General features: G+C 62.3%; 20 protein-coding genes. 16 read left to right on the top strand and 4 right to left on the bottom strand.

Features of this window, described 5'->3' with window-relative positions; genetic code table 11:
- The first annotated feature begins 37 nt into the window (after positions 1-37).
- From phaC to BLQ92_RS09920, 6 genes are all read left to right on the top strand, one after another.
- Positions 38-1,774, top strand: coding sequence for a class I poly(R)-hydroxyalkanoic acid synthase (gene phaC / locus BLQ92_RS09950; RefSeq protein ID WP_425194916.1), 1,737 nt, complete (start codon positions 38-40; stop codon positions 1,772-1,774).
- Positions 1,775-1,924: 150 nt separating this feature from the next.
- On the top strand, positions 1,925-3,106 hold the full coding sequence (locus tag BLQ92_RS09945) for an acetyl-CoA C-acetyltransferase (protein ID WP_090683856.1): 1,182 nt from the start codon (positions 1,925-1,927) through the stop codon (positions 3,104-3,106).
- A 177-nt stretch (positions 3,107-3,283) separates the two neighbouring features.
- Complete coding sequence (locus tag BLQ92_RS09940) at positions 3,284-4,024, top strand: 3-ketoacyl-ACP reductase (protein ID WP_090683855.1); 741 nt, start codon at positions 3,284-3,286, stop codon at positions 4,022-4,024.
- A 140-nt stretch (positions 4,025-4,164) separates the two neighbouring features.
- Positions 4,165-4,743, top strand: a complete 579-nt coding sequence (phaR, locus tag BLQ92_RS09935) for a polyhydroxyalkanoate synthesis repressor PhaR (RefSeq protein ID WP_090683853.1) — start codon at positions 4,165-4,167, stop codon at positions 4,741-4,743.
- Positions 4,744-5,254: 511 nt separating this feature from the next.
- Positions 5,255-6,010 carry a hypothetical protein gene (locus BLQ92_RS09925; protein ID WP_143016553.1) on the top strand — a complete coding sequence of 252 codons (756 nt, stop codon included), beginning with the start codon at positions 5,255-5,257 and terminating at the stop codon, positions 6,008-6,010.
- Complete coding sequence (locus BLQ92_RS09920) at positions 6,007-6,600, top strand: C39 family peptidase (protein ID WP_090683847.1); 594 nt, start codon at positions 6,007-6,009, stop codon at positions 6,598-6,600. Before BLQ92_RS09925 ends, BLQ92_RS09920 begins: the two co-directional genes overlap by 4 nt.
- A gap of 164 nt (positions 6,601-6,764) precedes the next feature.
- On the opposite strand, the gene BLQ92_RS09915 is transcribed toward BLQ92_RS09920, so the two are convergent.
- The 3 genes from BLQ92_RS09915 to BLQ92_RS09905 all read right to left on the bottom strand — a co-directional run bounded on the left by BLQ92_RS09915 (position 6,765) and on the right by BLQ92_RS09905 (position 8,484).
- Positions 6,765-7,118, bottom strand: coding sequence for a hypothetical protein (locus BLQ92_RS09915; protein ID WP_090683845.1), 354 nt, complete (start codon positions 7,116-7,118; stop codon positions 6,765-6,767).
- A 31-nt stretch (positions 7,119-7,149) separates the two neighbouring features.
- The gene (locus BLQ92_RS09910; RefSeq protein WP_143016552.1) at positions 7,150-7,728 is read right to left on the bottom strand and encodes a hypothetical protein; all 579 of its coding nucleotides are present in this window, start codon (positions 7,726-7,728) and stop codon (positions 7,150-7,152) included.
- 381 nt (positions 7,729-8,109) lie between these two features.
- Positions 8,110-8,484 (bottom strand): VOC family protein, encoded by a 375-nt coding sequence (locus BLQ92_RS09905; protein ID WP_175772254.1) that lies wholly within the window; start codon positions 8,482-8,484, stop codon positions 8,110-8,112.
- 159 nt (positions 8,485-8,643) lie between these two features.
- On the opposite strand from BLQ92_RS09905, the gene BLQ92_RS09900 reads away from it, so the two are divergent.
- From BLQ92_RS09900 to BLQ92_RS09870, 7 genes are all read left to right on the top strand, one after another.
- The gene (locus tag BLQ92_RS09900; RefSeq protein ID WP_090683840.1) at positions 8,644-8,838 is read left to right on the top strand and encodes a hypothetical protein; all 195 of its coding nucleotides are present in this window, start codon (positions 8,644-8,646) and stop codon (positions 8,836-8,838) included.
- A gap of 213 nt (positions 8,839-9,051) precedes the next feature.
- Positions 9,052-10,443, top strand: coding sequence for a 30S ribosomal protein S12 methylthiotransferase RimO (gene rimO / locus BLQ92_RS09895; protein ID WP_090683838.1), 1,392 nt, complete (start codon positions 9,052-9,054; stop codon positions 10,441-10,443).
- A 3-nt stretch (positions 10,444-10,446) separates the two neighbouring features.
- Positions 10,447-11,382, top strand: a complete 936-nt coding sequence (locus BLQ92_RS09890) for a sugar kinase (RefSeq protein ID WP_090683836.1) — start codon at positions 10,447-10,449, stop codon at positions 11,380-11,382.
- 127 nt (positions 11,383-11,509) lie between these two features.
- On the top strand, positions 11,510-12,694 hold the full coding sequence (gene bktB, locus BLQ92_RS09885) for a beta-ketothiolase BktB (protein ID WP_090683835.1): 1,185 nt from the start codon (positions 11,510-11,512) through the stop codon (positions 12,692-12,694).
- 44 nt (positions 12,695-12,738) lie between these two features.
- A complete protein-coding gene (locus BLQ92_RS09880; protein ID WP_090683833.1) occupies positions 12,739-13,368 on the top strand; it encodes a hypothetical protein in 630 nt (209 codons plus the stop codon).
- Between the two features lie 55 nt (positions 13,369-13,423).
- A complete protein-coding gene (locus BLQ92_RS09875; protein ID WP_090683831.1) occupies positions 13,424-14,608 on the top strand; it encodes a cystathionine beta-lyase in 1,185 nt (394 codons plus the stop codon).
- A 203-nt stretch (positions 14,609-14,811) separates the two neighbouring features.
- Positions 14,812-15,273 carry a hypothetical protein gene (locus tag BLQ92_RS09870; protein ID WP_090683829.1) on the top strand — a complete coding sequence of 154 codons (462 nt, stop codon included), beginning with the start codon at positions 14,812-14,814 and terminating at the stop codon, positions 15,271-15,273.
- Positions 15,274-15,511: 238 nt separating this feature from the next.
- Here BLQ92_RS09870 and serB read toward each other — a convergent pair whose 3' ends face one another.
- Positions 15,512-16,351 (bottom strand): phosphoserine phosphatase SerB, encoded by an 840-nt coding sequence (serB, locus tag BLQ92_RS09865; RefSeq protein WP_090683828.1) that lies wholly within the window; start codon positions 16,349-16,351, stop codon positions 15,512-15,514.
- A 237-nt stretch (positions 16,352-16,588) separates the two neighbouring features.
- On the opposite strand from serB, the gene BLQ92_RS09860 reads away from it, so the two are divergent.
- The 3 genes from BLQ92_RS09860 to ligD all read left to right on the top strand — a co-directional run bounded on the left by BLQ92_RS09860 (position 16,589) and on the right by ligD (position 21,625).
- On the top strand, positions 16,589-17,824 hold the full coding sequence (locus BLQ92_RS09860; protein WP_090683826.1) for a cytochrome P450: 1,236 nt from the start codon (positions 16,589-16,591) through the stop codon (positions 17,822-17,824).
- A gap of 159 nt (positions 17,825-17,983) precedes the next feature.
- A complete protein-coding gene (gene ku / locus BLQ92_RS09855) occupies positions 17,984-18,952 on the top strand; it encodes a non-homologous end joining protein Ku (RefSeq protein ID WP_090683824.1) in 969 nt (322 codons plus the stop codon).
- A 21-nt stretch (positions 18,953-18,973) separates the two neighbouring features.
- Positions 18,974-21,625: a DNA ligase D gene (gene ligD, locus BLQ92_RS09850; protein ID WP_090683823.1), complete on the top strand. Its 2,652-nt coding sequence runs from the start codon at positions 18,974-18,976 to the stop codon at positions 21,623-21,625.
- Positions 21,626-21,673 lie beyond the last annotated feature (48 nt).

Raw genomic sequence — 21,673 nt, 5'->3', positions numbered from 1 at the left:
AGGCTCCGCCGGACCGCTGCAGTTATTCGACGCATGGATGAGCGCATGGCGCGCCCTTGGTGTGCCCGGTGCGGGCAATGCCGGCGCTTTCCAGATGCCGCCCATGCCAGCCATGCCCGACTTCGGCAATGCTGCCGCAGCGATGGCGCCGTTTGCCGGTCTCAAGTTGCCGACGGCGGCGATTCCCACGGAGCGTCTGCAGAAGCTGCAAGCCGACTATTCGCGCGAAGCGATGCAGTTGATCCAGCAGGCGGGCGACGCCACGCCGAAGATTCCTGAACTCAAAGACCGCCGCTTCAGCGCGGACGCATGGAGCGCCTCGCCGGCGCATGCGTTCACGGCCGCGTGGTATCTGCTCAACGCACGTTATCTGCAGGAGCTGGTCGAGGCGCTCGACGCCGAGCCGAAGGTGCGTGAGCGGATTCGCTTCGCAGTTCAGCAGTGGACGGCTGCGGCCTCGCCGAGCAACTTCTTTGCCCTCAATCCGGAAGCGCAGAAGACCTTGCTCGAGAGTCGCGGCGAGAGTCTGCGGCAAGGCGTTGCCAATCTATTGAACGACCTGCAGCGCGGCAAGATTTCGCAGACCGACGAGTCGCGTTTCGTGGTCGGCAAGAACCTCGCGAACACAGAAGGTTCGGTGGTGTTCGAGAACGACCTGATCCAGTTGATCCAGTACAAGCCGCGCACGGCGAGCGTGCGCGAGCGGCCGCTCCTGATCGTGCCGCCTTGCATCAACAAGTACTACATCCTCGATCTGCAGCCGGAGAATTCGCTCGTCGCTCACGGGCTCGAGTCCGGGCATCAGGTGTTTCTGATTTCGTGGCGCAACGCCGATGCGTCGATTGCGCATAAGACGTGGGACGACTACACCGAAGAAGGCGTGCTCACCGCGATCGATGCCGTGCGCAAGATCAGCGGGCGCGAGCAGATCAATACGCTCGGTTTCTGCGTCGGCGGCACGATGCTGGCCACAGCGCTCGCAGTGGCCGCAGCGCGCGGCGAACATCCGGCTGCTTCGATGACGCTGCTCACCGCCATGCTCGACTTCTCGGACACAGGGGTGCTCGATGTGTTCGTCGACGAAGCGCATGTGCAGATGCGCGAGCAGACCATCGGCGGCAAGAACGGCGCGCAACCGGGGTTGATGCGTGGCATCGAGTTCGCCAATGCGTTCTCGTTCCTGCGCCCGAACGACCTCGTATGGAACTATGTCGTCGACAACTATCTAAAGGGTCGCACGCCGATGCCGTTCGACCTGCTGTACTGGAACAGCGATTCGACGAGCCTGCCTGGCCCGATGTATGTCTGGTACTTGCGCAATACATATCTGGAGAATCGTCTGCGCGAGGCGAATGCATTGACGGTGTGCGGCGAGAAAGTGGACTTGTCGCTGATCGATGTGCCGACCTTCATCTACGGTTCACGCGAAGACCATATCGTGCCGTGGCGCACGGCCTACGCTTCGGTGCCGTTGCTGAGCGGCCCGCTCGAGTTCGTACTCGGCGCGTCCGGGCATATCGCGGGCGTGATCAATCCGCCTGCCAAGAACAAGCGTAACTACTGGGTGCTGCAGACGGAGGACAAGCATTTGCCGGAGAATCCGGATGACTGGTTCGAACAGGCAACGGAAGTACCCGGCAGCTGGTGGCCCGAGTGGACCCGCTGGCTCGATCAGTATGGTGGCAAGAAGGTCAAGGCGCGCGCTACTGCGGGCTCGACCGACTTCCCGGTGATCGAGGCAGCGCCCGGGCGGTATGTGATGCAACGCGAATGACACGCCGAATGCGAATGGCCGCGTAGTGGCCGGCTAGAGCGGCTGGAGCGGTTAGAGGGTTTGTAGGTTAGAGCGGCACTGTGCAGGTGAATGGATTTTTAACTTGACGGGCGGCGGAGCGATTGGCCGCAAAGTCCGGAGGAAATTGAAATGACTGATGTAGTGATCGTATCGGCCGCGCGTACGGCAGTCGGCAAATTCGGTGGGTCGCTGGCGAAAATCGCCGCACCCGATCTCGGCGCCCTGGTGGTTCGCGCTGCACTCGAACGCGCGGGCGTGAAGCCCGAGCAGGTCAGCGAAGTCATCTTGGGCCAGGTTCTGACGGCAGGCTCGGGCCAGAACCCTGCACGTCAGGCACTAATCAAGGCGGGGCTGCCGCTGTCGGTGCCCGGCATGACGATCAACAAGGTGTGCGGCTCAGGTCTGAAGGCCGTGATGCTGGCGGCCAACGCCATCATTGCCGGCGACGCCGACATCGTGGTGGCTGGCGGCCAGGAAAACATGAGCGCCGCACCGCACGTGCTGCCGGGCTCGCGTGACGGCTTCCGCATGGGCGACGCCAAGCTGATCGACAGCATGATCGTGGACGGCCTGTGGGACGTGTACAACCAGTACCACATGGGCGTGACGGCTGAGAACGTCGCCAAGGAATACGGCATCACCCGCGAGCAGCAGGACGCGTTTGCGGCGCTGTCGCAGAACAAGGCGGAAGCGGCCCAGAAGGCTGGCCGTTTCGACGACGAGATCGTGCCGGTCGAGATCCCGCAACGCAAGGGCGAGCCGCTGCGCTTTGCCACCGACGAATTCGTGCGTCACGGCGTGACGGCCGAGTCGCTCGCGAGTCTGAAACCGGCCTTCTCGAAGGAAGGCACGGTGACGGCGGCGAACGCATCGGGCCTGAACGACGGCGCGGCTGCGGTGGTGGTGATGTCGGCCAAGAAGGCCGAAGCGCTCGGCCTCAAGCCGCTCGCACGGATCAAGGCTTACGCCAACGCCGGTGTCGATCCGAAGGTGATGGGCATGGGCCCGGTGCCGGCTTCGCGCCGCTGTCTCGAGCGCGCAGGCTGGACGCCGGCCGACCTCGACCTGATGGAAATCAACGAGGCTTTCGCTGCTCAGGCGCTTGCCGTGCACCAGCAAATGGGCTGGGACACCTCGAAGGTCAACGTGAACGGCGGCGCGATTGCAATCGGCCATCCGATCGGCGCGTCCGGCTGCCGGATTCTCGTCACGCTGCTGCACGAAATGCAGAAGCGCGACGCCAAGAAGGGCTTGGCCTCGCTGTGTATCGGCGGCGGCATGGGCGTGGCGCTGGCAGTCGAACGCTTCTGAGCGAAGCAGGGGTGCCGCGTGCGATTCATCCGTGGTAAGAGATGAAGCGGCTCGCGGCACGCGGTGTGTTGGCGGCCTCGCCAGCCGGTCGCCCGGCGGCAGTGGAGATGATGCAGTAAAGGCGAGGAAAGGGGCTGCCGGTCGGCGCCTCGGAAAAACGATAATGGAGTGTGGTTTATGGCACAGCGAATTGCGTATGTAACGGGCGGAATGGGCGGCATCGGCACGAGCATTTGCCAACGTCTTCATAAGGAAGGCTTCAAGGTCGTCGCTGGTTGCGGCCCGAACTCTCCGCGTCGTGTGAAGTGGCTCGAAGAGCAGAAAGCGCTCGGTTTCGACTTTATCGCCTCGGAAGGTAACGTCGGCGACTGGGAATCGACCAAGGCGGCGTTCGACAAGGTGAAATCCGAAGTCGGCGAAGTCGACGTGCTGGTCAACAATGCGGGCATTACGCGCGACGTCGTGTTCCGCAAGATGACTCACGAAGACTGGACGGCGGTGATCGACACCAACCTGACGAGCCTGTTCAACGTCACCAAGCAGGTGATCGACGGCATGGTCGAGCGCGGCTTTGGGCGCGTGATCAACATCTCGTCGGTGAATGGGCAGAAGGGCCAGTTCGGGCAGACCAACTACTCGACGGCCAAGGCCGGCATTCACGGTTTCACGATGTCGCTGGCGCAGGAAGTGGCGACCAAGGGCGTGACGGTCAACACCGTTTCGCCGGGCTACATCGGCACGGATATGGTCAAGTCGATCCGCCCCGATGTGCTGGAAAAGATCGTTGCGACGATTCCGGTGCGCCGTCTCGGCCAGCCGGATGAAATTGGTTCGATCGTAGCGTGGCTCGCGTCGGACGAATCGGGCTTTTCGACGGGAGCCGATTTCTCGCTGAATGGCGGTCTGCACATGGGCTGATCCGTGAGGTGCTCTGTCGTGAGACGGAGTACTGCATGGTTCAGGTGTTTCCGGCGGCGTCTCGTGCGCGCAATCGAAGGCCAGATTGCTCGTGCGACAGGACGCCGTTTCTGCGCTTCAATGGCGCTCAAAGGCGTTAAATGACCACTACTACAAAGAAAACTGCCGAACGACTCATCAAGAAATATCCGAACCGTCGGCTCTATGACACCGAGACAAGCACGTACATCACGCTGACTGACGTCAAGCAGCTCGTGCTGGATCAGGAGGATTTCAAGGTCATCGATGCGAAGAGCAACGAGGACCTGACGCGCGCCATTCTGTTGCAGATCATTCTGGAAGAAGAGAGCGGCGGTTTGCCGATGTTCTCGTCGTCGATGCTTTCGCAGATCATCCGTTTCTACGGACACGCGATGCAGGGCATGATGGGCACGTATCTCGAGAAGAACATCCAGGCATTCATCGACATCCAGGCCAAGCTCGCCGATCAGTCGAAGAACCTGTATGAAGGCAAGGCCATGAATCCCGAGGTGTGGTCGCAGTTCATGAACATGCAGGCGCCGATGATGCAGGGCATGATGACCAGCTATATCGAGCAGTCGAAGAACATGTTCGTGCAGATGCAGGAGCAGATGCAGAACCAGGCCAAGTCGATGTTCAGCACGTTCCCGTTTACGCCTGCCAATCCGCAGACGAACCCGGAGCCGGAGAAGAAGTAAGCGGCTGGCGGGTCGAGGCCGTTAGGGCGTGCGATGCTGCTGCGACGGGTAACCTGGGCTTTGGTGGGGTGACGCCAATGGCCGAGACGGGTTCCGTCGCGCCCAGGCGCCTGAGCGCGATCTTCAGGCGCAGTAGCGGCGCGTGATTCTTCGAATATCTTGAAACGACAATTGGCACGAGACGCCGCAGCGCGAGCTTGCGGGCGGGCTCATGTCCGGCCGCGAGACATAACTCGACGCCGAACACGAAGTCGCAGCACATCCCGTACTTCTCTTTGTAGCGGGTCCGCCTGATCAATTTCATCACGGACGGACCGGCACCCGTCCGATCTTATCAGCTGTTGACGCAAAAGAAACCTGTTAAACATGACAGTTAGGATAACTGTCTATTCTGACAGGTTTCGGCGATCTTACGGACGATTACACTCGTCGATAAGCAGTCCAATACTGCCGGGGGAATCCGACAATAAAAACAATCATTTAATGCATCATCCATATCTGGAGTATTCCGATGCAGAAAGGATATAAAGTCGCCACTCTGCTTATCGCGTCGATCTTGATATGCCACTCTGTATCAGGAGCGCCGGTCGGGCACTCGGCCAATCTAAGCTCTGATGCTGATACCATCTCGATCGCTCAAGGAACAGCGCAACGTCAAGCCGCTGAAGAAGGTCTGACGACGTTGGCGAATCGACTGACTGCTACCGCAAACCAGGGGCGCACAGTTCGTATCATGGATGTTGAGGACTACAATGAATTGCGCAATGCGACCATTGGTTACGGCTTTCAGGTCAACCTGATCGATCCCCGTGCGATTCTGGCCGGTAGCAGCATCGCATCGAGCACGTATCCAGGCGGCGAGTGGCGATTCGTCGTGATGCTCGGCAATAGACCGGTTGGCTTGATCACGGTCGCCAAAATGCGAGACCACTGGCAAATGGTCTCCGCTGGTGCGAGTGGGCTGGCACAGGAAGTCAGCAGGGTCGTGTCGCGCTATGCCAACCAGGTTCCTCCTCCCCAGTTGCGTTTCATTCGCAGCCCTCAAGGCGTGGCCGACTTTGTCGAAATCGCTTCACCCGCAGCCGGTCAATCGGTGCCGCAATATGTCCCGCTGAGTAGTGCGCGGGCGATGCTGGGCGAACAGACCCTCGATGCGAATCAAGTTCCCACGGCCATTCCCGAGTCGCAGATATTGCCCGACTTGCGCACCAGTATCCGTCGTGGCCTACGCCCCGTGCGACTGATGCAACCGGAGAATTCTCAATGAAGACGACTACCGCGATTTCCCGATGGATCGGGGGAGCGCTGCAGCTAGCTTTTCCGATACTCGCCTGCGCCGCATCGCAACAGCTTAATGTTCCCATCGTGACGCAGGATCATAGCGAATGGTGCTGGGCTGCGGATGCCAATGCAGTATTGACTTACCGCGGCGTCTCTACGACGCAATGCAGTATCGTCAATTGGGTGAGCGGTATTGACTATGCGTGTGGAAATAGCGATTTCGATTGGGACGACTCGTCGGCTAACGCCCCCAACTATATGACGGGCACCACGGGCATCTCCGGCATTTTGTGGTCGCTAGGACGGCGCGACTCGACCTACTACGACGAGCCGGCTGCCTATCAAACCGTGACATCCGCAATCGATCAGGGCAATCCCGTCGTTATTCTTTGGCAGTGGCCCAATGGAGGTGGACATTTTCTTGTCCTCGACGGCTACGACGACGACGGGCAGATGATCTATTTCATGAATCCGTGGCCGGGCGAGGGTGCGGGATATGGTGACTATGACTGGATGAGTAATGGGACGGGCAATATGGGTACCCATTCCTGGGCGGAATCGCTGATTACGGATTGAGCCTGGTTGTGTCGGGGCTCTCGCCGAAACTTCGCCTTCGGGGAGGCAGGACGTTGCGTTGTATCTGGATGGCGGTTGGTGCGGATTTTCCCGGATGAGGCCGCTCTTTACTTCGTACGGCTGCCGGATCTGAATTTCTCGGGAGTTCCTGAACTGCCTGCACGTCAGCCGATCCCGGCCGACTTCTTGATGACTTCGGCGAGGAGGGCGACGCCCAGATCCCTGGCGGCGTCGAGGCTCCACCGACCGACCTTTCTTAGCGCATCGAACGCGCCGGTCTTGTCCCCGGCTTGAGCGGCCTTTTCCGCTTGGGCAAGCTGGCCGAGCTCGACGAAATCGTCGGCCGATGCCGCCTTGGACTGTAGCGCCTGCCGTAGGGAAGCGAGCTGCTCGGCCAGCGAGCGCAGTTCGCCGTCGGCCATTGCCTCGACCATGTTGACCTGCACGTTGACGTCGTGGATCTCGTTGAAGTCGCCTATCGAAACCACAGCGCCTTTGACTTCGGTGGTCTTGTTCACTCTCTCGCTCCTTTCTCTTTTGGGATCCCGGTCACATTTCTTGCCCAGGCTTGCGCGAGTCGCGGCTGGCCGGCGGCCGATCTTGTCCGGCGCTGATGTCCGTGCCCGAAATCGTGTTCTCGTTGCCGATCGAGCCGACCGGCCCATTCACGATGATGATCGGCCGGTCGCCGCCGTGGCCCGGACTGCGTTCCTCGGTGCGCACGTCGTACGTGACCTCGCGGGTCTGCACCTTGGCGATGCCGGCTTCGGCGAGCTCCTTTCTCAAGGACGGGGAATTCATGATTTGCCGCAGGACGATGCCCAATAGATCCGGATCGGGCTGCGTGTTGGAATCTACTTCCACAGTCGTTGCCTTGCCGTCCGGTGAATGCTCGACACGCACGAACAGCTTGAAACATCCGTAGGCGCCGCCGACAACAGTCAGTTCGAGGCCGTAGCCAACCTTCATCATCGAGCGCAGTCTTTCGAATGCGTCACGATCGAACCTATCGGGCGGCCGCAGAGAGACAAACGAGACGACGTTCGTCCAGTCGTTCGGTACCAGACTGCCGCGCTGGGCGACGGCATCGAGCACAGCGGTAAGTAAACCTGCATCGGATGGAGGCATCGGTCACCTGTCCGGTAAGAGTCCCGTGTGATGATCGAAGTCTAGCCGGTGAGAAGGCGCCTGGGAAGCGATGCTGCCTGCCGGCGGACGACAGGTACGCGTGGCGAGCAGGATGATTGCAATCACTTTCATGGGCCAGGTGTCTATTGCAGTTGTTCGCGGTGGCGAACGTGTCGCCTGCAATAACGAATCGCCGCCTGCCATGTGTGCCGCATTTGAAACACGGCAACGCTCCCACCGATCGCGCAGCTTCTATTACGCAGCTTCTATTGTGTTGCATTGACCGGTGGAATCCGCAGTGATAGCGGGCAAACAGCGCCGACGCACGATGCGCCAATGGACTCTCACCCCATCGAACCGATCTCCGACGAGCTATCGGACTCAGCCCTGCCCGAATGCAATGACATATCCGTTGCAGTCGCGCACGAGCAGCTCTCGCATGTCGTAGATTCTATCAACCGGTCCTTCGACAATATCGGCCTTCTTCGCGCGCAACTCCGCGGCCAGTTGATCCACATTCGAGACGTGGATATAGGTATCAAACGTTTCGTCCATGATGGTTGAGTTGGGCCGCGCGACCGCCGCCCTTGGTGGCCGCACCTGCCGGAACATGATGGTCACGTCGTCGCGCTGGACCATGACAAAGCTTGGCGGGACACCAAAGAACTCGTCGAAGGTAAAGCCCAACACGTCACGATAGAACTCTGCCGTCGCAAACACGTCGTCGACCAGGAAATAAGAGGCTGATCGTGTCATCCTGCAGTCCGCAGGCGCTGGATTTGTAGCCATAGGTACCTCCACCGTGTATGATACTAAAAGTATCAATAGAGATACCTATTGTCAAGCATGATATCGGGCATACAAATCAGGGCAGGCCGAGCGCTTCTCGGTTGGGACCAGGCGAAGCTCGCGGAGATGGCAGGCGTTTCGATCATTACGGTCAAACGTCTCGAAGCCGCGGGCGAGGAAATCCATGCGCATTTCGCGACGATCATCAAAGTGACGACCGCATTTGAGAGTGCCGGCGTGTTGTTTCTGAGCGAAGAGGGTGGTCTCGGCTACGGCGTGCGTCTGCGTCGCGACACCGAATCGCGCAATCCGAAAGGGTAGGTCGGCCTCTGGCCGACGGTTAAGCCTCATTGGGGGCCACGCCCCATGCCTCTCGCGGCGCCGGCATGCGCTGTCCGGTGCAGAGTCGGGCTGGCGACGCTGCTGCAACAACAGCCCGCTGGGTTGACCCGCCTTCGCCGGGCGCGGGTGTGCGGCGCCTGCCACGGGGTACAATGCGAGGTTACGTTTACCTCCATCCGCCGGACCGCCCCTATGTCGCAAGCTTCCTCCCCCATTTCGCCCACCAATGCAGCTCCGAAGGTTGGCTTCGTCAGCCTCGGGTGCCCGAAAGCCTTGGTCGACTCCGAGCAGATCATCACCCAACTGCGCGCCGAAGGCTACGAGATCTCCGGCACGTATGACGGCGCCGACCTGGTGGTCGTCAATACCTGCGGGTTCATCGACGAAGCCGTGCAGGAAAGCCTCGACGCCATCGGCGAGGCGCTCACCGAAAACGGCAAGGTGATCGTCACCGGTTGTCTCGGCGCGAAGAAGAGCGCAAGCGGCACCGGCCTGATCGAAGAAGTCCATCCTAAGGTGCTGGCCGTGACCGGCCCGCACGCCTTGGGCGAAGTGATGCAGGCGGTCCACAGCCATCTGCCGAAGCCGCACGATCCGTTTGTCGATCTGGTGCCGGCAGCGGGCGTGAAGCTCACGCCGCGTCACTACGCGTATCTGAAGATTTCCGAAGGTTGTAACCATCGCTGCACGTTCTGCATCATCCCGTCGATGCGCGGCGACCTCGTGTCACGTCCGGTCGCCGAAGTGATGCTCGAAGCGGAAAACCTCTTCAAGTCCGGCGTGAAGGAACTGCTGGTGATATCGCAGGACACCAGCGCCTACGGCGTGGACGTGAAGTACCGCACCGGTTTCTGGAACGGCAAGCCGATCAAGACCCGCATGACCGATCTCGTCGGCGCGCTCGGCGAACTGGCCGCGCAGTACGGCGCGTGGGTGCGTCTGCATTACGTCTATCCGTACCCGAGCGTCGACGAAGTGATTCCAATGATGGCCGAAGGTCCGTTCAAGGGCCACGTGCTGCCGTACCTCGACGTGCCGTTTCAGCACGCCCATCCGGAAGTGCTGAAGCGCATGAAGCGCCCGGCCAACGCCGAGAAGGTGCTGGAGCGCGTGCGCGCATGGCGCGAGATGTGCCCGGACCTGACGATCCGCAGCACGTTTATCGCTGGCTTCCCTGGTGAGACCGAAGAGCAGTTCCAGACGCTGCTCGACTTCATCCGCGAAGCGGAACTCGATCGCGTTGGCTGCTTCGCCTACTCGCCGGTTGAAGGCGCCACCGCCAACGAACTCGACGGCGCCTTGTCCGACGAAGTGCGTGAAGAGCGCCGCGCGCGTTTCATGGAAGTGGCCGAGGAAGTATCGGCCAAGCGCATCGCGCGCAAGGTCGGCAAGACGCTGAAGGTGCTGGTCGACGAGATCAATGCCGACGGCGGCATCGGCCGCACGGCCGCGGACGCGCCGGAGATCGACGGCGTTGTGTATATCGCGCCCACCACCAAGGCCTCGAAGCGCTACAAGGTCGGCGATTTCGTCTCGGTGAAAATCACCGGCGCGGACGGCCACGACCTGTGGGGCGAGGTGTAAGCCATGGCCACGGCGGCGAGCCCGGCAATCCTCGCACTCGGCGAGGCGATGGTTGAATTCAACCAGTCGTCGAAGGACCAGCCGAACTACTTGCAGGGGTTCGGCGGCGACACCTCGAACTTCTGTGTTGCGGCTGCCCGGCAGGGTGCGACGGCGGGGTTTGTGTCGGCGGTCGGCGACGATCATTTCGGCCGCCTGCTGCTCGATCTGTGGCAATGTGAGTCGGTGGATACGTCGATGATCAAGATCGACGCGCACGCGCCCACCGGCGTGTATTTCGTCTCGCACGGCCCGGACGGCCACCAGTTCGACTATCTGCGGGCGGGTTCGGCGGCGAGCCGCTATGCACCGCATGATTTGCCGCTCGACGCGCTGGCGGCTGCGCAGGTGCTGCATCTGTCCGGTATTAGCCTCGCGATTAGCGTGAGCGCCTGCGACGCAGCGCTCGCCGCGATCGGCCATGCACGCGCAAACGGCGTGCGCATCAGCTTCGACACCAATCTGCGCCTGAAACTCTGGCCGCTCGCGAGAGCGCGCGCGGTGATGGTCGAAGCGATCCGTTACACGGATATCTGTCTTCCAAGCTGGGATGACGTCACGGTCTTGACGGGACTCACGGGCCGCGATGAAATCGTAGACTTCCTGCTGGCGCTCGGGCCGCGGGTCGTGGCGCTCAAGCTCGGCAAGCAGGGCGCCTATGTGGCCACGCCGGAGGAGCGGCGTCTGGTTCCTGGGCACGTCGTGAATGCCGTGGATGCGACCGGCGCCGGCGATTGCTTCGGCGGCGCATTTATCGCGCGGATCGTCGCGGGTGATGATCCGTTTGCCGCGGCACGTTACGCCAATATGGCGGCGGCACTGTCCACGCAAGGCTTCGGGGCGGTGGCGCCGATTCCGCATCATACGGCGGTCGAGAAGGCGCTGGCAGCAGGGGATTAGACGCCGCGCTTGACTAAACCCCATGGCCTGTCCGGGACGGCCCGACGATAATGAACAAGGTAGCCAGCGAGCGTTGGTACGCACCCTGGCAGGCGAGAATCACTATCAGAGAGTAGAGGAGCGAGCAATGCAACGAGACGTAGTGGTGGTTAGCGGAGTACGTACGGCCATTGGCGACTTTGGTGGCAGCCTCAAGGACTTCTCGCCGACCGACCTTGGCGCGCGCGTGGTGCGCGAGGTGTTGTCGCGCGCCAAGGTGTCGGGTGACGAAGTCGGCCATGTGGTATTCGGCAACGTAGTCCACACCGAACCGAAGGACATGTATCTGGCCCGGGTGGCGGCCCTCAACGGCGGCGTTGCGCAGCACGCACCCGCGCTGACGGTGAACCGCCTGTGCGGTTCAGGTCTGCAGGCAATCGTCTCCGCTGCGCAGAGCGTGCTGCTCGGCGATGCGGATATTGCCATTGGCGGCGGTGCGGAGAACATGAGCCGTGCACCGTACATCATGCCTGCTGCGCGCTTCGGTCAGCGCATGGGCGATGCGCGTCTCGTCGACATGATGCTCGGCGCCCTCAACGACCCCTTCCAGGGCATCCACATGGGCGTGACGGCTGAGAACGTCGCGCAGAAATTCGGCATTAGCCGTGAGGCGCAGGACGCGCTTGCGCTCGAGTCGCACCGCCGCGCGGCCCACGCCATCACGAGCGGCTATTTCAAGGAACAGATTCTGCCGATCACGATTGCGTCGAAGAAGGGTGACGTCGTGTTCGAGCAGGACGAGCACGTCCGCCTGAACGCATCGGCGGAGGACTTTTCGAAGTTGAAGCCGGTGTTCGCGAAGGAAAACGGCTCGGTGACGGCCGGTAACGCGTCCGGTATCAACGACGCGGCCGCCGCGGTCGTGCTGATGGAGCGCAGCGTCGCCGAACAGCGCGGCGTGAAGCCGTTGGCGCGCCTCGTGGCGTACGCGCACGCTGGCGTCGACCCGGCCTACATGGGTATCGGTCCGGTGCCGGCCACCCGCAAGGTGCTGGAGCGCGCCGGCCTGACGGTCGCCGACCTCGACGTCATCGAAGCCAATGAAGCATTTGCCGCGCAGGCGTGTGCGGTCAGCAAGGAACTCGGGCTCGATCCCGCGAAGGTCAATCCGAACGGCTCCGGCATTTCGCTCGGCCATCCGATCGGTGCGACCGGCGCATTGATCACCGTGAAGGCGCTGTACGAGCTGGAGCGCATCGGCGGGCGGTATGCGCTCGTGACGATGTGCATTGGCGGCGGCCAGGGCATCGCGGCGATCTTCGAGCGGATCTGACGCGGGGCGGGTAGCGCCTCGCTTCATGCAACAGGAAGGAACGGATGCTGGAATCGAAAGCGATTAAGAGCGCCGCGCGCTGGCGCGGCTGGATCCCCGGTGCAGCGGCGGTGCTGCTGCTGGCCGGTGCGGGCAGCTTGATGCCCACGCAGGTGTGGGCGCAAAGCGATGCGGTCAAGGAACTGGCCGCGCCGCCGCCGATCCGGTTGCCGCTCAAGCCGAGCCCGGAATTTGCGAAGTTTCCGCGCTATGCCGGCACGTTGGGCACGCGTCAGATCGTGCTGCGGCTCGGAGCGAAGACCGACGATCCGTCGGGTGTACATGGTGAATATCAGTACACCGATACGGGTGAAGTGATCCTGATCGCAGGCGACCGCGACGGTGACACCCTCGAAGTCGAGGAGTCGAACGACGGCACTCATATCACCGGCAACTGGGTCGGCAAGTTTGCGGCAGACGGTTCGCTGGCGGGCGACCGCATGAACGTCGACGACTCCGATCCGCAACCGTTCGACTTGCGTCCGCTGGCGGCCGGCCAACCGGTTCCGGCTGCGGCAGCAGCACGGCCGCCGGCAAGCGGCGCGGCGGCGCCCGCTGCGAGCGGCGCGGCGGCGCCCGCTGCGAGCGGCGCGCATACGGTGAATGGGGTGAGCAACCTCTCGATTGGCGAGTAAGCGCTGCACCGCAGCGCACGCTATCCGTTCTGTTTTGGCTTTACGCGAAATCACTATGACCCAATCCAAACCCCCGCGCGGCCTGCAGACCCGCATCGTGCGCGCTGAAGACCAGCTCACGCCGGGCTTCGAATCGTTCGCGGTGCCGGTGGCGCGCGCCTCGACCGTGGTGTTCCCCGATCTTGCGACGATGCGTGCGCTCGACTGGCGCAACGACGGTCAGTGGCGCTACGGTTTGCATGCCACGCCTACCTCGCTCGTACTGGCCCAGCGGCTCGCGGCTCTCGAAGGCGGCAATCATGCGCTGCTGCAGCCGTCGGGGCTGTCCTCGATTTCCAATGTCTACTTTGGTCTTGTCAAAGCGGGCGATGATGTCCTGATTCCGGACAACGTCTATTCGCCGAACCGCGATCACGGCGATTGGCTGGCGCGCGATTTCGGTATCACCGCGCGGTATTACGATCCGATGATCGGCGCTGGGATTGCCGAGCTGATCCAGCCGAATACCCGTCTGATCTGGCTCGAAGCGCCGGGTTCGGTGACCATGGAGGTGCCCGATGTGGCGGCGATCACCGCGGCGGCGCGTGCCCGTAACGTGATCACCGCGATTGACAACACCTGGTCCGCCGGGCTTGCGTTTCGCCCGTTCGAGCACGGCGTCGATATCTCGGTGCAGGCGCTGACCAAATACCAGTCCGGCGGCGGCGATGTGCTGATGGGTGCGACCATTACCGTGGACCGAGAGCTCCATCTGAAGCTGAAGTCTGCGCGCATGCGCATGGGCATCGGCGTCTCATCGGACGACTGCTCGTTGATTCTGCGCAGCCTGCCGAGCATGCAGGTGCGCTTCGAGCAGCACGACCGCAGCGCGCTGGCGCTTGCTAAATGGCTGAAGACGCGCCCGGAGATCGCGGCCGTGCTGCATCCGGCGTTGCCCGATTGCCCGGGACACGAGTTCTATGAACGTGACTTCACGGGGGCAGGTGGGTTGTTTTCGGTGGTGTTCGATGGCCGCTACACACCCGCGCAAATCGATACGTTCTGCGAGTCGCTCGAATTGTTTTCGATCGGCTGGAGCTGGGGCGGGGCGCATAGCCTAGTGATGCCGTACGACATCGCGTCGATGCGCACGGCGGCGCAGTGGCCGCATCGCGGTACGCTGGTGCGCTTCTATATCGGGCTCGAGGAAGAGGCCGATCTGCGGGCGGATATGGAGAACAGTCTGGGCACCTTGGCCTGACGAGGTTTGCGCCTTCGCGCGTTGGCGGTGCTGGATGGTTGGGAGAAGCCCATCGGGATACGGCCCCGGTGGGCTTTTTTGTTTCTGTGGCGAACCTTGCGCGAGTAGTCGCGTTGTCCAATCGGCCGAATAGTCTTGGCTAAACGTTGTCGTTACGATGGAGCGAATCGGGCTTTCGCACAGCCTCTACACATCGAACTTCAATGGATCTCTTTTTCTGGTTACCGCTGAATCTCGCCGCGCCGATCGTCGGACCGGTTTTTACCATAGCGCTCGCGGCAGTCGCTCATGGCTACGATGCTGCGAGGCAGTTGATTGTCGAGTCGGTCAAGGACGGTCAGTTGCTATGGTCGGCGATGGCGCTTTCTGCTTCCGCGACCTACGAGGCCGTCACTGCGCTAGAGGCAAGAGGCGCGATGCCTGTGCCGGAACTCTGCATTGCCTTGTTTTGCGTGAGTGCATTTGCTTGCTCCATTATCGTTATGACTGCGACGACGAAGGCTCACAGCGAAGGGTTGATTGCGCAATCGCGCTCGAAGCGCGTGCAACCTGGAGTCACTTCCCCGCCTCTCGGAATAGTCCCCATTTCGATCTGCATGACTGGCCTCATCGCCGTTGCATACACGGCAATGCATGTTCACCTAGTGTGGAAAAATTTATCGTAAATAGGATAAAATTCTGGTTCCAATGGGAGGATCACATGTTTGATCTACTTCGTTTTGTAGAGTCACAGAAAAACGTCGACCGCGTTATGGCCTGGTGTGGTTACGGGACGTGTGTGTTGTGCGCAGTGATGACTGTCGTCATCTGCATCGCAATTATTATTGAGCATGGCTAAGCATGCTGGTCTCGGATGATGCTGTGTCTCGTTGATTGCCCCTCGGTGCGAGGGGCATAGGCAGCTCAGAACAACCGCAACAACCCATCCAGTCCCACATGATTGAACGCGACACTCGCCGCTTCGCGCACCACTGGCTTCGCCCGAAACGCCACCGATAGCCCCGCTTCGGCCATCATTTTCAGATCGTTCGAGCCATCGCCCATCGCGATTGCCCGGCTCGGCGCGATACCGAGTTGGGCGCAGGTCTCGCGCAGCGTGCGCGCCTTGACCTCTGCATTCACAATCTCGCCCGTCACCTGGCCCGTCAGCTTGCCGTCGACAATTTCGAGCGTATTGGCGCGCGTGAAATCGAGACCGAGGCGAGCTTTCAGTTTCTCGGTGAAGAACGTGAACCCGCCGGAGACGAGCAAGGTTTTCAGGCCCGCCGCTTTCGCACCGGCCAGCATCTGTTCGGCCCCCGGCGACAGGCGCAGCCGCTCCTCGTACACGCGCTTCAGCGCACTCGCGTCGAGACCCTTGAGCAGCGCCACGCGGCGGGTGAGGCTTTCGTTGAAATCCTTGATTTCGCCGCGCATCGACGCTTCGGTGATGGCCGCGACTTCGGCTTTCAAGCCGCAAAAATCGGCGATTTCGTCGATGCATTCGATCGTAATCAGCGTCGAATCCATATCCATCGCGGCCAGCCCGAAGTCGCGCAACTGCCGGTCAGGCTCGACAAACGCAAAATCCAGCGCATGCGTGCCGCAGTAGACCTCCAGATCGGCGCGCTGGCCGGGGTTCGCGTCGGCGATGCGGATCGCGTGGGCGTCGATGACGGCGGCGTGCGAGCCGCGCGCAAGCGCGAGGAGCGTCTTATGGTGGTCGGCGGACAGGGGCGCGGGGCTTTGGATGACGAGGTTCATGTCGACGCAGGAAAGAGCGCGCGGCGCGCGCGGAAAATCCCGCTATTGTAACGGGTCGGCGTGCTGCGTCCGCGGCGCCGCGAGGCCATACTGAAGCCTTCGATGCTGCTGCCGGCTACGTAGCGCGGTGGCGCTCTGTCTGGGCCGGCACGCAAGGCGCGGAGAGGGCGGCCACGCCAGGCGTCAGGCCCGAGAAGCACAACCACCACGGAGACACCCTGTGACCGGAGACACCCTATGATCGCGCCTGTGCCTGGCGATGACGCACAGATCATCGCCCGCGACTTCAATCTGCAGCATCTGACGCCCGCCTTCTATGCCGACCCCTATCCGGTCTACCAGGCGCTGCGCACGCATGAGCCGGTCAAGCGCATGCCGGACGGCTCGCTATTCCTGACACGCTACAAGGACGTGCAAGCGGTCTACCGCGATCCCAAGACCTTTAGCTCAGACAAGACCGTCGAATTCAAGCCGAAATACGGGGCGTCGCCGCTCTATGCGCACCACACGACGAGCCTGGTATTCAACGATCCGCCGCTGCACACGCGGGTGCGCAAGCTGATTGCGGGCGCGTTGACGGCGCGGGCGATTGCGGCGATGGAGCCCGATCTGATCCGGCTGGTGGATGGCTTGCTGGAGCGCGCTGCCGTTCAGGGACATCTCGATCTGATCGGCGAGTTCGCGGCAGCAATTCCGCTTGAAATCATCGGCAATCTGCTGGGCGTGCCGCATGCCGAGCGCGCGCCTTTACGCGACTGGTCGCTGGCGATTCTCGGTGCGCTCGAGCCGGCGCTCACTGAGACGCAACTCGAACGCGGCAACCGCGCAGTGAGCGAATTCATCGAGTATCTGCAGGATCTGGTAGCGCGCCGCCGGCGTGCGCCCGGCGACCCGCAGCACGACGTGCTGACACGGCTGATCGAGGGCGAAGTGGAGGGCGAGCGGCTCTCGGAAGCTGAACTGCTGCAAAACTGCATCTTCATTCTCAACGCGGGCCATGAGACCACCACCAACCTGATCGGCAATGGACTCGTCACGCTCAGTGAGTGGCCCGACGCACGCGAGGCCTTGCGTCAGGAGCCCGGACTGATCGAGAGCGCGGTCGAAGAATGCCTGCGCTTCGAAAGCTCGAATCAGCTCGGCAACCGGATGGCGACTGTGGACACCGAGATTGGCGGCGTCGCGGTCGCACGCGGCACACCGGTGACGCTGTGTATCGGCGCGGCAAACCGCGACCCGGAGCAGTTCGCCGATCCCGAGCGTTTCGACATCCGCCGCGAACCGAATCGCCATCTTGCCTTCGGCTTCGGCATTCACCAGTGCGCCGGGTTATCGCTCGCGCGTCTCGAGGCGCGCATCGCAATCGGGCGCTTTGTGCGACGTTTCCCGGCGTACCGCTTGAGCGGCGCGCCGACGCGCGGCGGCAGGGTGCGTTTTCGGGGCTATGCTGCGGTGCCCTGCGAGCTGAGCTAGCGTCGCTTTGTCGTAGCACTGGCCGTAGCTTTTGCCGAAGCGGCGCAAGAGTTACAGAGCGCGCGGCGCGTGTCAGCGGCCCCGCGCCGCGCGCCGCAGCCTGCGCACCGGTGGCACGCTTGCTGCTTGACCGAAGGTTCCGGCCTTTGGGAGCGCACGATGTCACACATGATCTGGAAAGGCGCGATCAGCTTCGGCCTCGTGCATGTCCCGGTGCAACTGTATCCGGCTACCCAATCGGAAAAAGTCGGCTTCAACCTGCTCGACAAGCGCTCGATCGATCCGATCGGCTACCGGCAGATCAACAAGCGGACCGGCAAGGAAGTCACGCGCGAGAACATCGTGCGCGGCTTCGAGTACGAGAAGGACAAATACGTCGTGCTATCCGACGACGAGATCCGCTCGGCGAACCCCGAATCCACCCAGACCGTCGATATCCTCGCGTTCGTCGAGGCGCCGGAAATTTCGTTTCTCTACCTCGACACGCCGTATTTCCTTGCGCCGGACCGCAAGGGCGAGAAGGTCTACGCCTTGCTGCGCGAGGCGCTGAAGGCGTCGGGCAAGATCGGCATCGCGAACGTCGTCTTGCACAACAAGCAGCATCTCGCCGCACTGATTCCGGTCGGCCCGGTCCTCGCGCTCAACACGCTGCGCTGGGCCGACGAGGTGCGCGATTTCGGCGAATTGAAGCTGCCGTCCGAAGATTCGAAGAAGGCTGGCCTCACCGCGCGCGAGCTCGACATGGCGAAAAAGCTGATCGACGACATGAGCGATAGCTGGGACCCATCGGCCTATCACGACACCTTCCGCGACGACATCTTGGCGCTCGTCGAGCGCAAGGTCCGTGCGGGCAAGACCGAAGAGATCACCGACGTCGAAACGCCACGTGAGTCGCGCAAGTCCGCCGAGATTCTGGATCTGTCCGATCTGCTCAAGCGCAGCCTTGGGCGCGGCAAGGGCAAAGCGGCCGGGCGGTCCCGCGCAGCGCAGGACGATGATGAAGCAGAAGAGCCCGCGTCACCGTCACGTCGCAGGACCGGCACGACGCGACGGGCGAGCAGCGTCGGCGCGCGTTCGGCCGCCTCGAACAAGAATTCCGCGCCTCGCAGCAAACGCAGCGCTGCGTAAGGGCGCTTTCAAACTACTCCCATGACCGGCCGGCTCGATCCCTATCATCGCAAGCGCCGCTTCGACGAGACGCCCGAACCGTCAGGCAAGCATGCGCGTAAGGCAGGCGCCAAGGCTGCATCCCGCAAGTCTGCGCACGCCTTGTCCTACGTGATCCAGGAACACGATGCCCGCCGCCTGCACTACGACTTCCGGCTTGAACTCGACGGCACGCTGAAATCGTGGGCGGTGCCTAAGGGGCCGAGTCTGGATCCGTCGGTGAAGCGGCTTGCCGTGCATGTCGAAGATCATCCGCTTGAATATGGCTCCTTCGAGGGCGAGATTCCGCCCGGCCACTACGGGGCGGGGTCGGTCATCGTCTGGGATCGCGGCACCTGGGAGCCGGCCGGCGGGGTGGCCCATGCGCGTGAGGCGTATGCGGCGGGCAAGCTCAAGTTCACGCTGATGGGCGACAAGCTGCACGGTGGCTGGACGCTGGTGCGCAGCCATATGCGCGGCAGCGGCGACAAGGAGCAGTGGTTGCTTATCAAGGAACGTGACAAAGCGGCGCGCAGCGAGGCCGACTTCGATGTGCTGGCCGAGCAGCCGGGCAGTGTGCTTGGCGGTGGGCCTAACAATCGGTTCAACGAACCCACCGCGTCCCGCACACGCAAGACCTCCGCGCATTCGAGCGCGCGCCCGCGGGCCGACTCGTCGGCGATCAAGGGGGCCGCAAAGGCCCGGTTGCCCGCCACCCTCAAACCGCAACTGGCGACGCTGATCGACGCCGCACCGGCAGGTGACGAATGGTCGTATGAAATCAAGTTCGACGGCTACCGGACGCTGATGCGCATCGATCATCGCGCTGCGAAACACCCGGTACGTGTCTACACGCGCGCCGGGAACGACTGGACGGCGCGCTTCGGCAAACAGGTCGGGGCGCTCGCGCAACTGCAGATCGAGAGCGGATGGCTCGATGGCGAGGCGGTCGTGCTGGATCCAAAGGGTGTGCCGAACTTTCAGGCTTTGCAAAACGCGTTCGATGCGAACCGGCCACAAGACATTGTCATTTACCTGTTCGACATCGCGTTTCTAAACGGCTATGACCTGCGCGGTGTACCGCTGATGCAGCGCCGCGCGATCCTGCATGCGCTGCTGGAAGGCGTGGACGACAGCGTCCTGCGCTTTTCGGAAGACTTCGCCTTTAGCGCCGACGAGCTCCTGAAGAGCGCCTGCGACATGGCCCTCGAAGGCATCATCGGCAAGCGGCGCGATAGCCATTACGCTGCGGGCCGCAGCTCCACGTGGATCAAGCTCAAATGCCGCCGGCGTCAGGAATTCGTGATCGGCGGCTATAGCGAGCCGGCCGGCAGCCGCGCGGCTTTTGGCGCGTTGCTGCTCGGCGTGTATGACGGCAAAGGCAAACTGCAATATGCCGGCCGCGTCGGCACCGGTTTTGACGCGACCCTCTTGCGCGCGGTGAAGAAGGCGCTGGACCGGCTGGAGGCCTCGCGCATGCCGTTCGCCGCCGCGCCGCGCGAGCGTAGCCGCACGCCGGTTCACTGGGTCAAACCGGAGCTTGTCTGCGAATGCAATTTCGCGGAGTGGACCGACGAGCAGATCGTGCGCCAGGCATCGTTCATCAGCTTGCGACGCGATAAACCGGCGCGGCAGATCGTCAGGGAAACGCCGCGCGAAGGAGCCGAAGTGCAACCGAACCCGGCTGAACCTGCAACGGAATCACAAGCGAAGCCCCGTGCGCGCCGCAAGACGGAAAGTGCGTCGAGCTCGGCGTCATCGTCCGTGGCCGGCGTGAAAATATCGCATCCCGAGCGCATCATCGACAAGCGCACCGGCACACGAAAAATCGATCTCGTGCAGTACTACGAATCGGTTGCGGACTGGCTGCTGCCACATCTGAAAGACCGCCCGGTCTCGCTGGTAAGGGCTCCCGAGGACATTGGCGGCGAGCTGTTTTTCCAGAAGCACAGCCAGAAGCTGTCGATCCCTAACGTCACGCAACATCCGGGTCTCGACCGCGGCCATCCGCCGCTGATCACGATCGATACGCTCAAGGCGCTGATCGGCGCGGCGCAGATGGGCACGGTCGAGCTGCACACCTGGAACGCACTCGCCTCGAACATCGAGAAACCCGACCGCATGGTGTTCGATCTCGATCCCGACCCGGCACTCGGCTGGGACAAGATGATCGAAGCCGCCCAGTTGACCCGCACGCTGCTCGAGGAGCTCGGGCTCGTGTCGTTTTGCAAGACGAGCGGCGGCAAGGGGTTGCACGTCGTCGTGCCCCTGACGAAACACGCGGGCTGGGACGAGGTGAAGGCGTTTTCCCAGGCGGTGGCCCAGCATATGGCGGCCACGCTGCCTGACCACTTTGCCGCGAAAATGGGCCCACAGAACCGCAAGCGCAAGATCTTCGTCGACTACCTGCGCAACAACCGCGGCTCGAGCACGGTGGCGGCGTTTTCCGCGAGGGCGCGACCGGGGCTCGGCGTATCGGTGCCGCTCGCGTGGGGTGAGATGGCCGATACGAAGAGCGGTGACCAGTGGACGGTCGCCAATCTGCACGAGCGGCTCGCGGGGCTGCCGCAAGACCCGTGGGCCGACTACGCGAAGACACGGCAACGCATCAACGCTGCCATGAGGAAGCGCCTTGATGGCGCGGACGTCGATTGAACGAGCGGGCCGGATTCACCGGCGCGCCCGAAGGCAATCGAAACATAG

Source organism: Paraburkholderia phenazinium (genome assembly GCF_900100735.1).
Lineage (GTDB): Bacteria > Pseudomonadota > Gammaproteobacteria > Burkholderiales > Burkholderiaceae > Paraburkholderia > Paraburkholderia phenazinia.
This window is presented reverse-complemented; position numbering and strand designations above follow the sequence as displayed.

Excerpts from the sequence above, each read along its gene's own strand:
- BLQ92_RS09880 (WP_090683833.1), top strand. The coding sequence starts at position 12,739 with ATGCTGGAATCGAAAGCGATTAAGAGCGCCGCGCGCTGGCGCGGCTGG.
- ligD (WP_090683823.1), top strand. The coding sequence starts at position 18,974 with ATGACCGGCCGGCTCGATCCCTATCATCGCAAGCGCCGCTTCGACGAG.
- phaC (WP_425194916.1), top strand. The coding sequence starts at position 38 with ATGAGCGCATGGCGCGCCCTTGGTGTGCCCGGTGCGGGCAATGCCGGC.
- BLQ92_RS09940 (WP_090683855.1), top strand. The coding sequence starts at position 3,284 with ATGGCACAGCGAATTGCGTATGTAACGGGCGGAATGGGCGGCATCGGC.
- BLQ92_RS09945 (WP_090683856.1), top strand. The coding sequence starts at position 1,925 with ATGACTGATGTAGTGATCGTATCGGCCGCGCGTACGGCAGTCGGCAAA.
- phaR (WP_090683853.1), top strand. The coding sequence starts at position 4,165 with ATGACCACTACTACAAAGAAAACTGCCGAACGACTCATCAAGAAATAT.
- BLQ92_RS09910 (WP_143016552.1), bottom strand. The coding sequence starts at position 7,728 with ATGCCTCCATCCGATGCAGGTTTACTTACCGCTGTGCTCGATGCCGTC.
- bktB (WP_090683835.1), top strand. The coding sequence starts at position 11,510 with ATGCAACGAGACGTAGTGGTGGTTAGCGGAGTACGTACGGCCATTGGC.
- BLQ92_RS09905 (WP_175772254.1), bottom strand. The coding sequence starts at position 8,484 with ATGACACGATCAGCCTCTTATTTCCTGGTCGACGACGTGTTTGCGACG.
- BLQ92_RS09900 (WP_090683840.1), top strand. The coding sequence starts at position 8,644 with ATGGCAGGCGTTTCGATCATTACGGTCAAACGTCTCGAAGCCGCGGGC.
- BLQ92_RS09920 (WP_090683847.1), top strand. The coding sequence starts at position 6,007 with ATGAAGACGACTACCGCGATTTCCCGATGGATCGGGGGAGCGCTGCAG.
- BLQ92_RS09875 (WP_090683831.1), top strand. The coding sequence starts at position 13,424 with ATGACCCAATCCAAACCCCCGCGCGGCCTGCAGACCCGCATCGTGCGC.
- BLQ92_RS09925 (WP_143016553.1), top strand. The coding sequence starts at position 5,255 with ATGCAGAAAGGATATAAAGTCGCCACTCTGCTTATCGCGTCGATCTTG.
- rimO (WP_090683838.1), top strand. The coding sequence starts at position 9,052 with ATGTCGCAAGCTTCCTCCCCCATTTCGCCCACCAATGCAGCTCCGAAG.
- BLQ92_RS09860 (WP_090683826.1), top strand. The coding sequence starts at position 16,589 with ATGATCGCGCCTGTGCCTGGCGATGACGCACAGATCATCGCCCGCGAC.
- BLQ92_RS09890 (WP_090683836.1), top strand. The coding sequence starts at position 10,447 with ATGGCCACGGCGGCGAGCCCGGCAATCCTCGCACTCGGCGAGGCGATG.
- serB (WP_090683828.1), bottom strand. The coding sequence starts at position 16,351 with ATGAACCTCGTCATCCAAAGCCCCGCGCCCCTGTCCGCCGACCACCAT.
- ku (WP_090683824.1), top strand. The coding sequence starts at position 17,984 with ATGTCACACATGATCTGGAAAGGCGCGATCAGCTTCGGCCTCGTGCAT.
- BLQ92_RS09870 (WP_090683829.1), top strand. The coding sequence starts at position 14,812 with ATGGATCTCTTTTTCTGGTTACCGCTGAATCTCGCCGCGCCGATCGTC.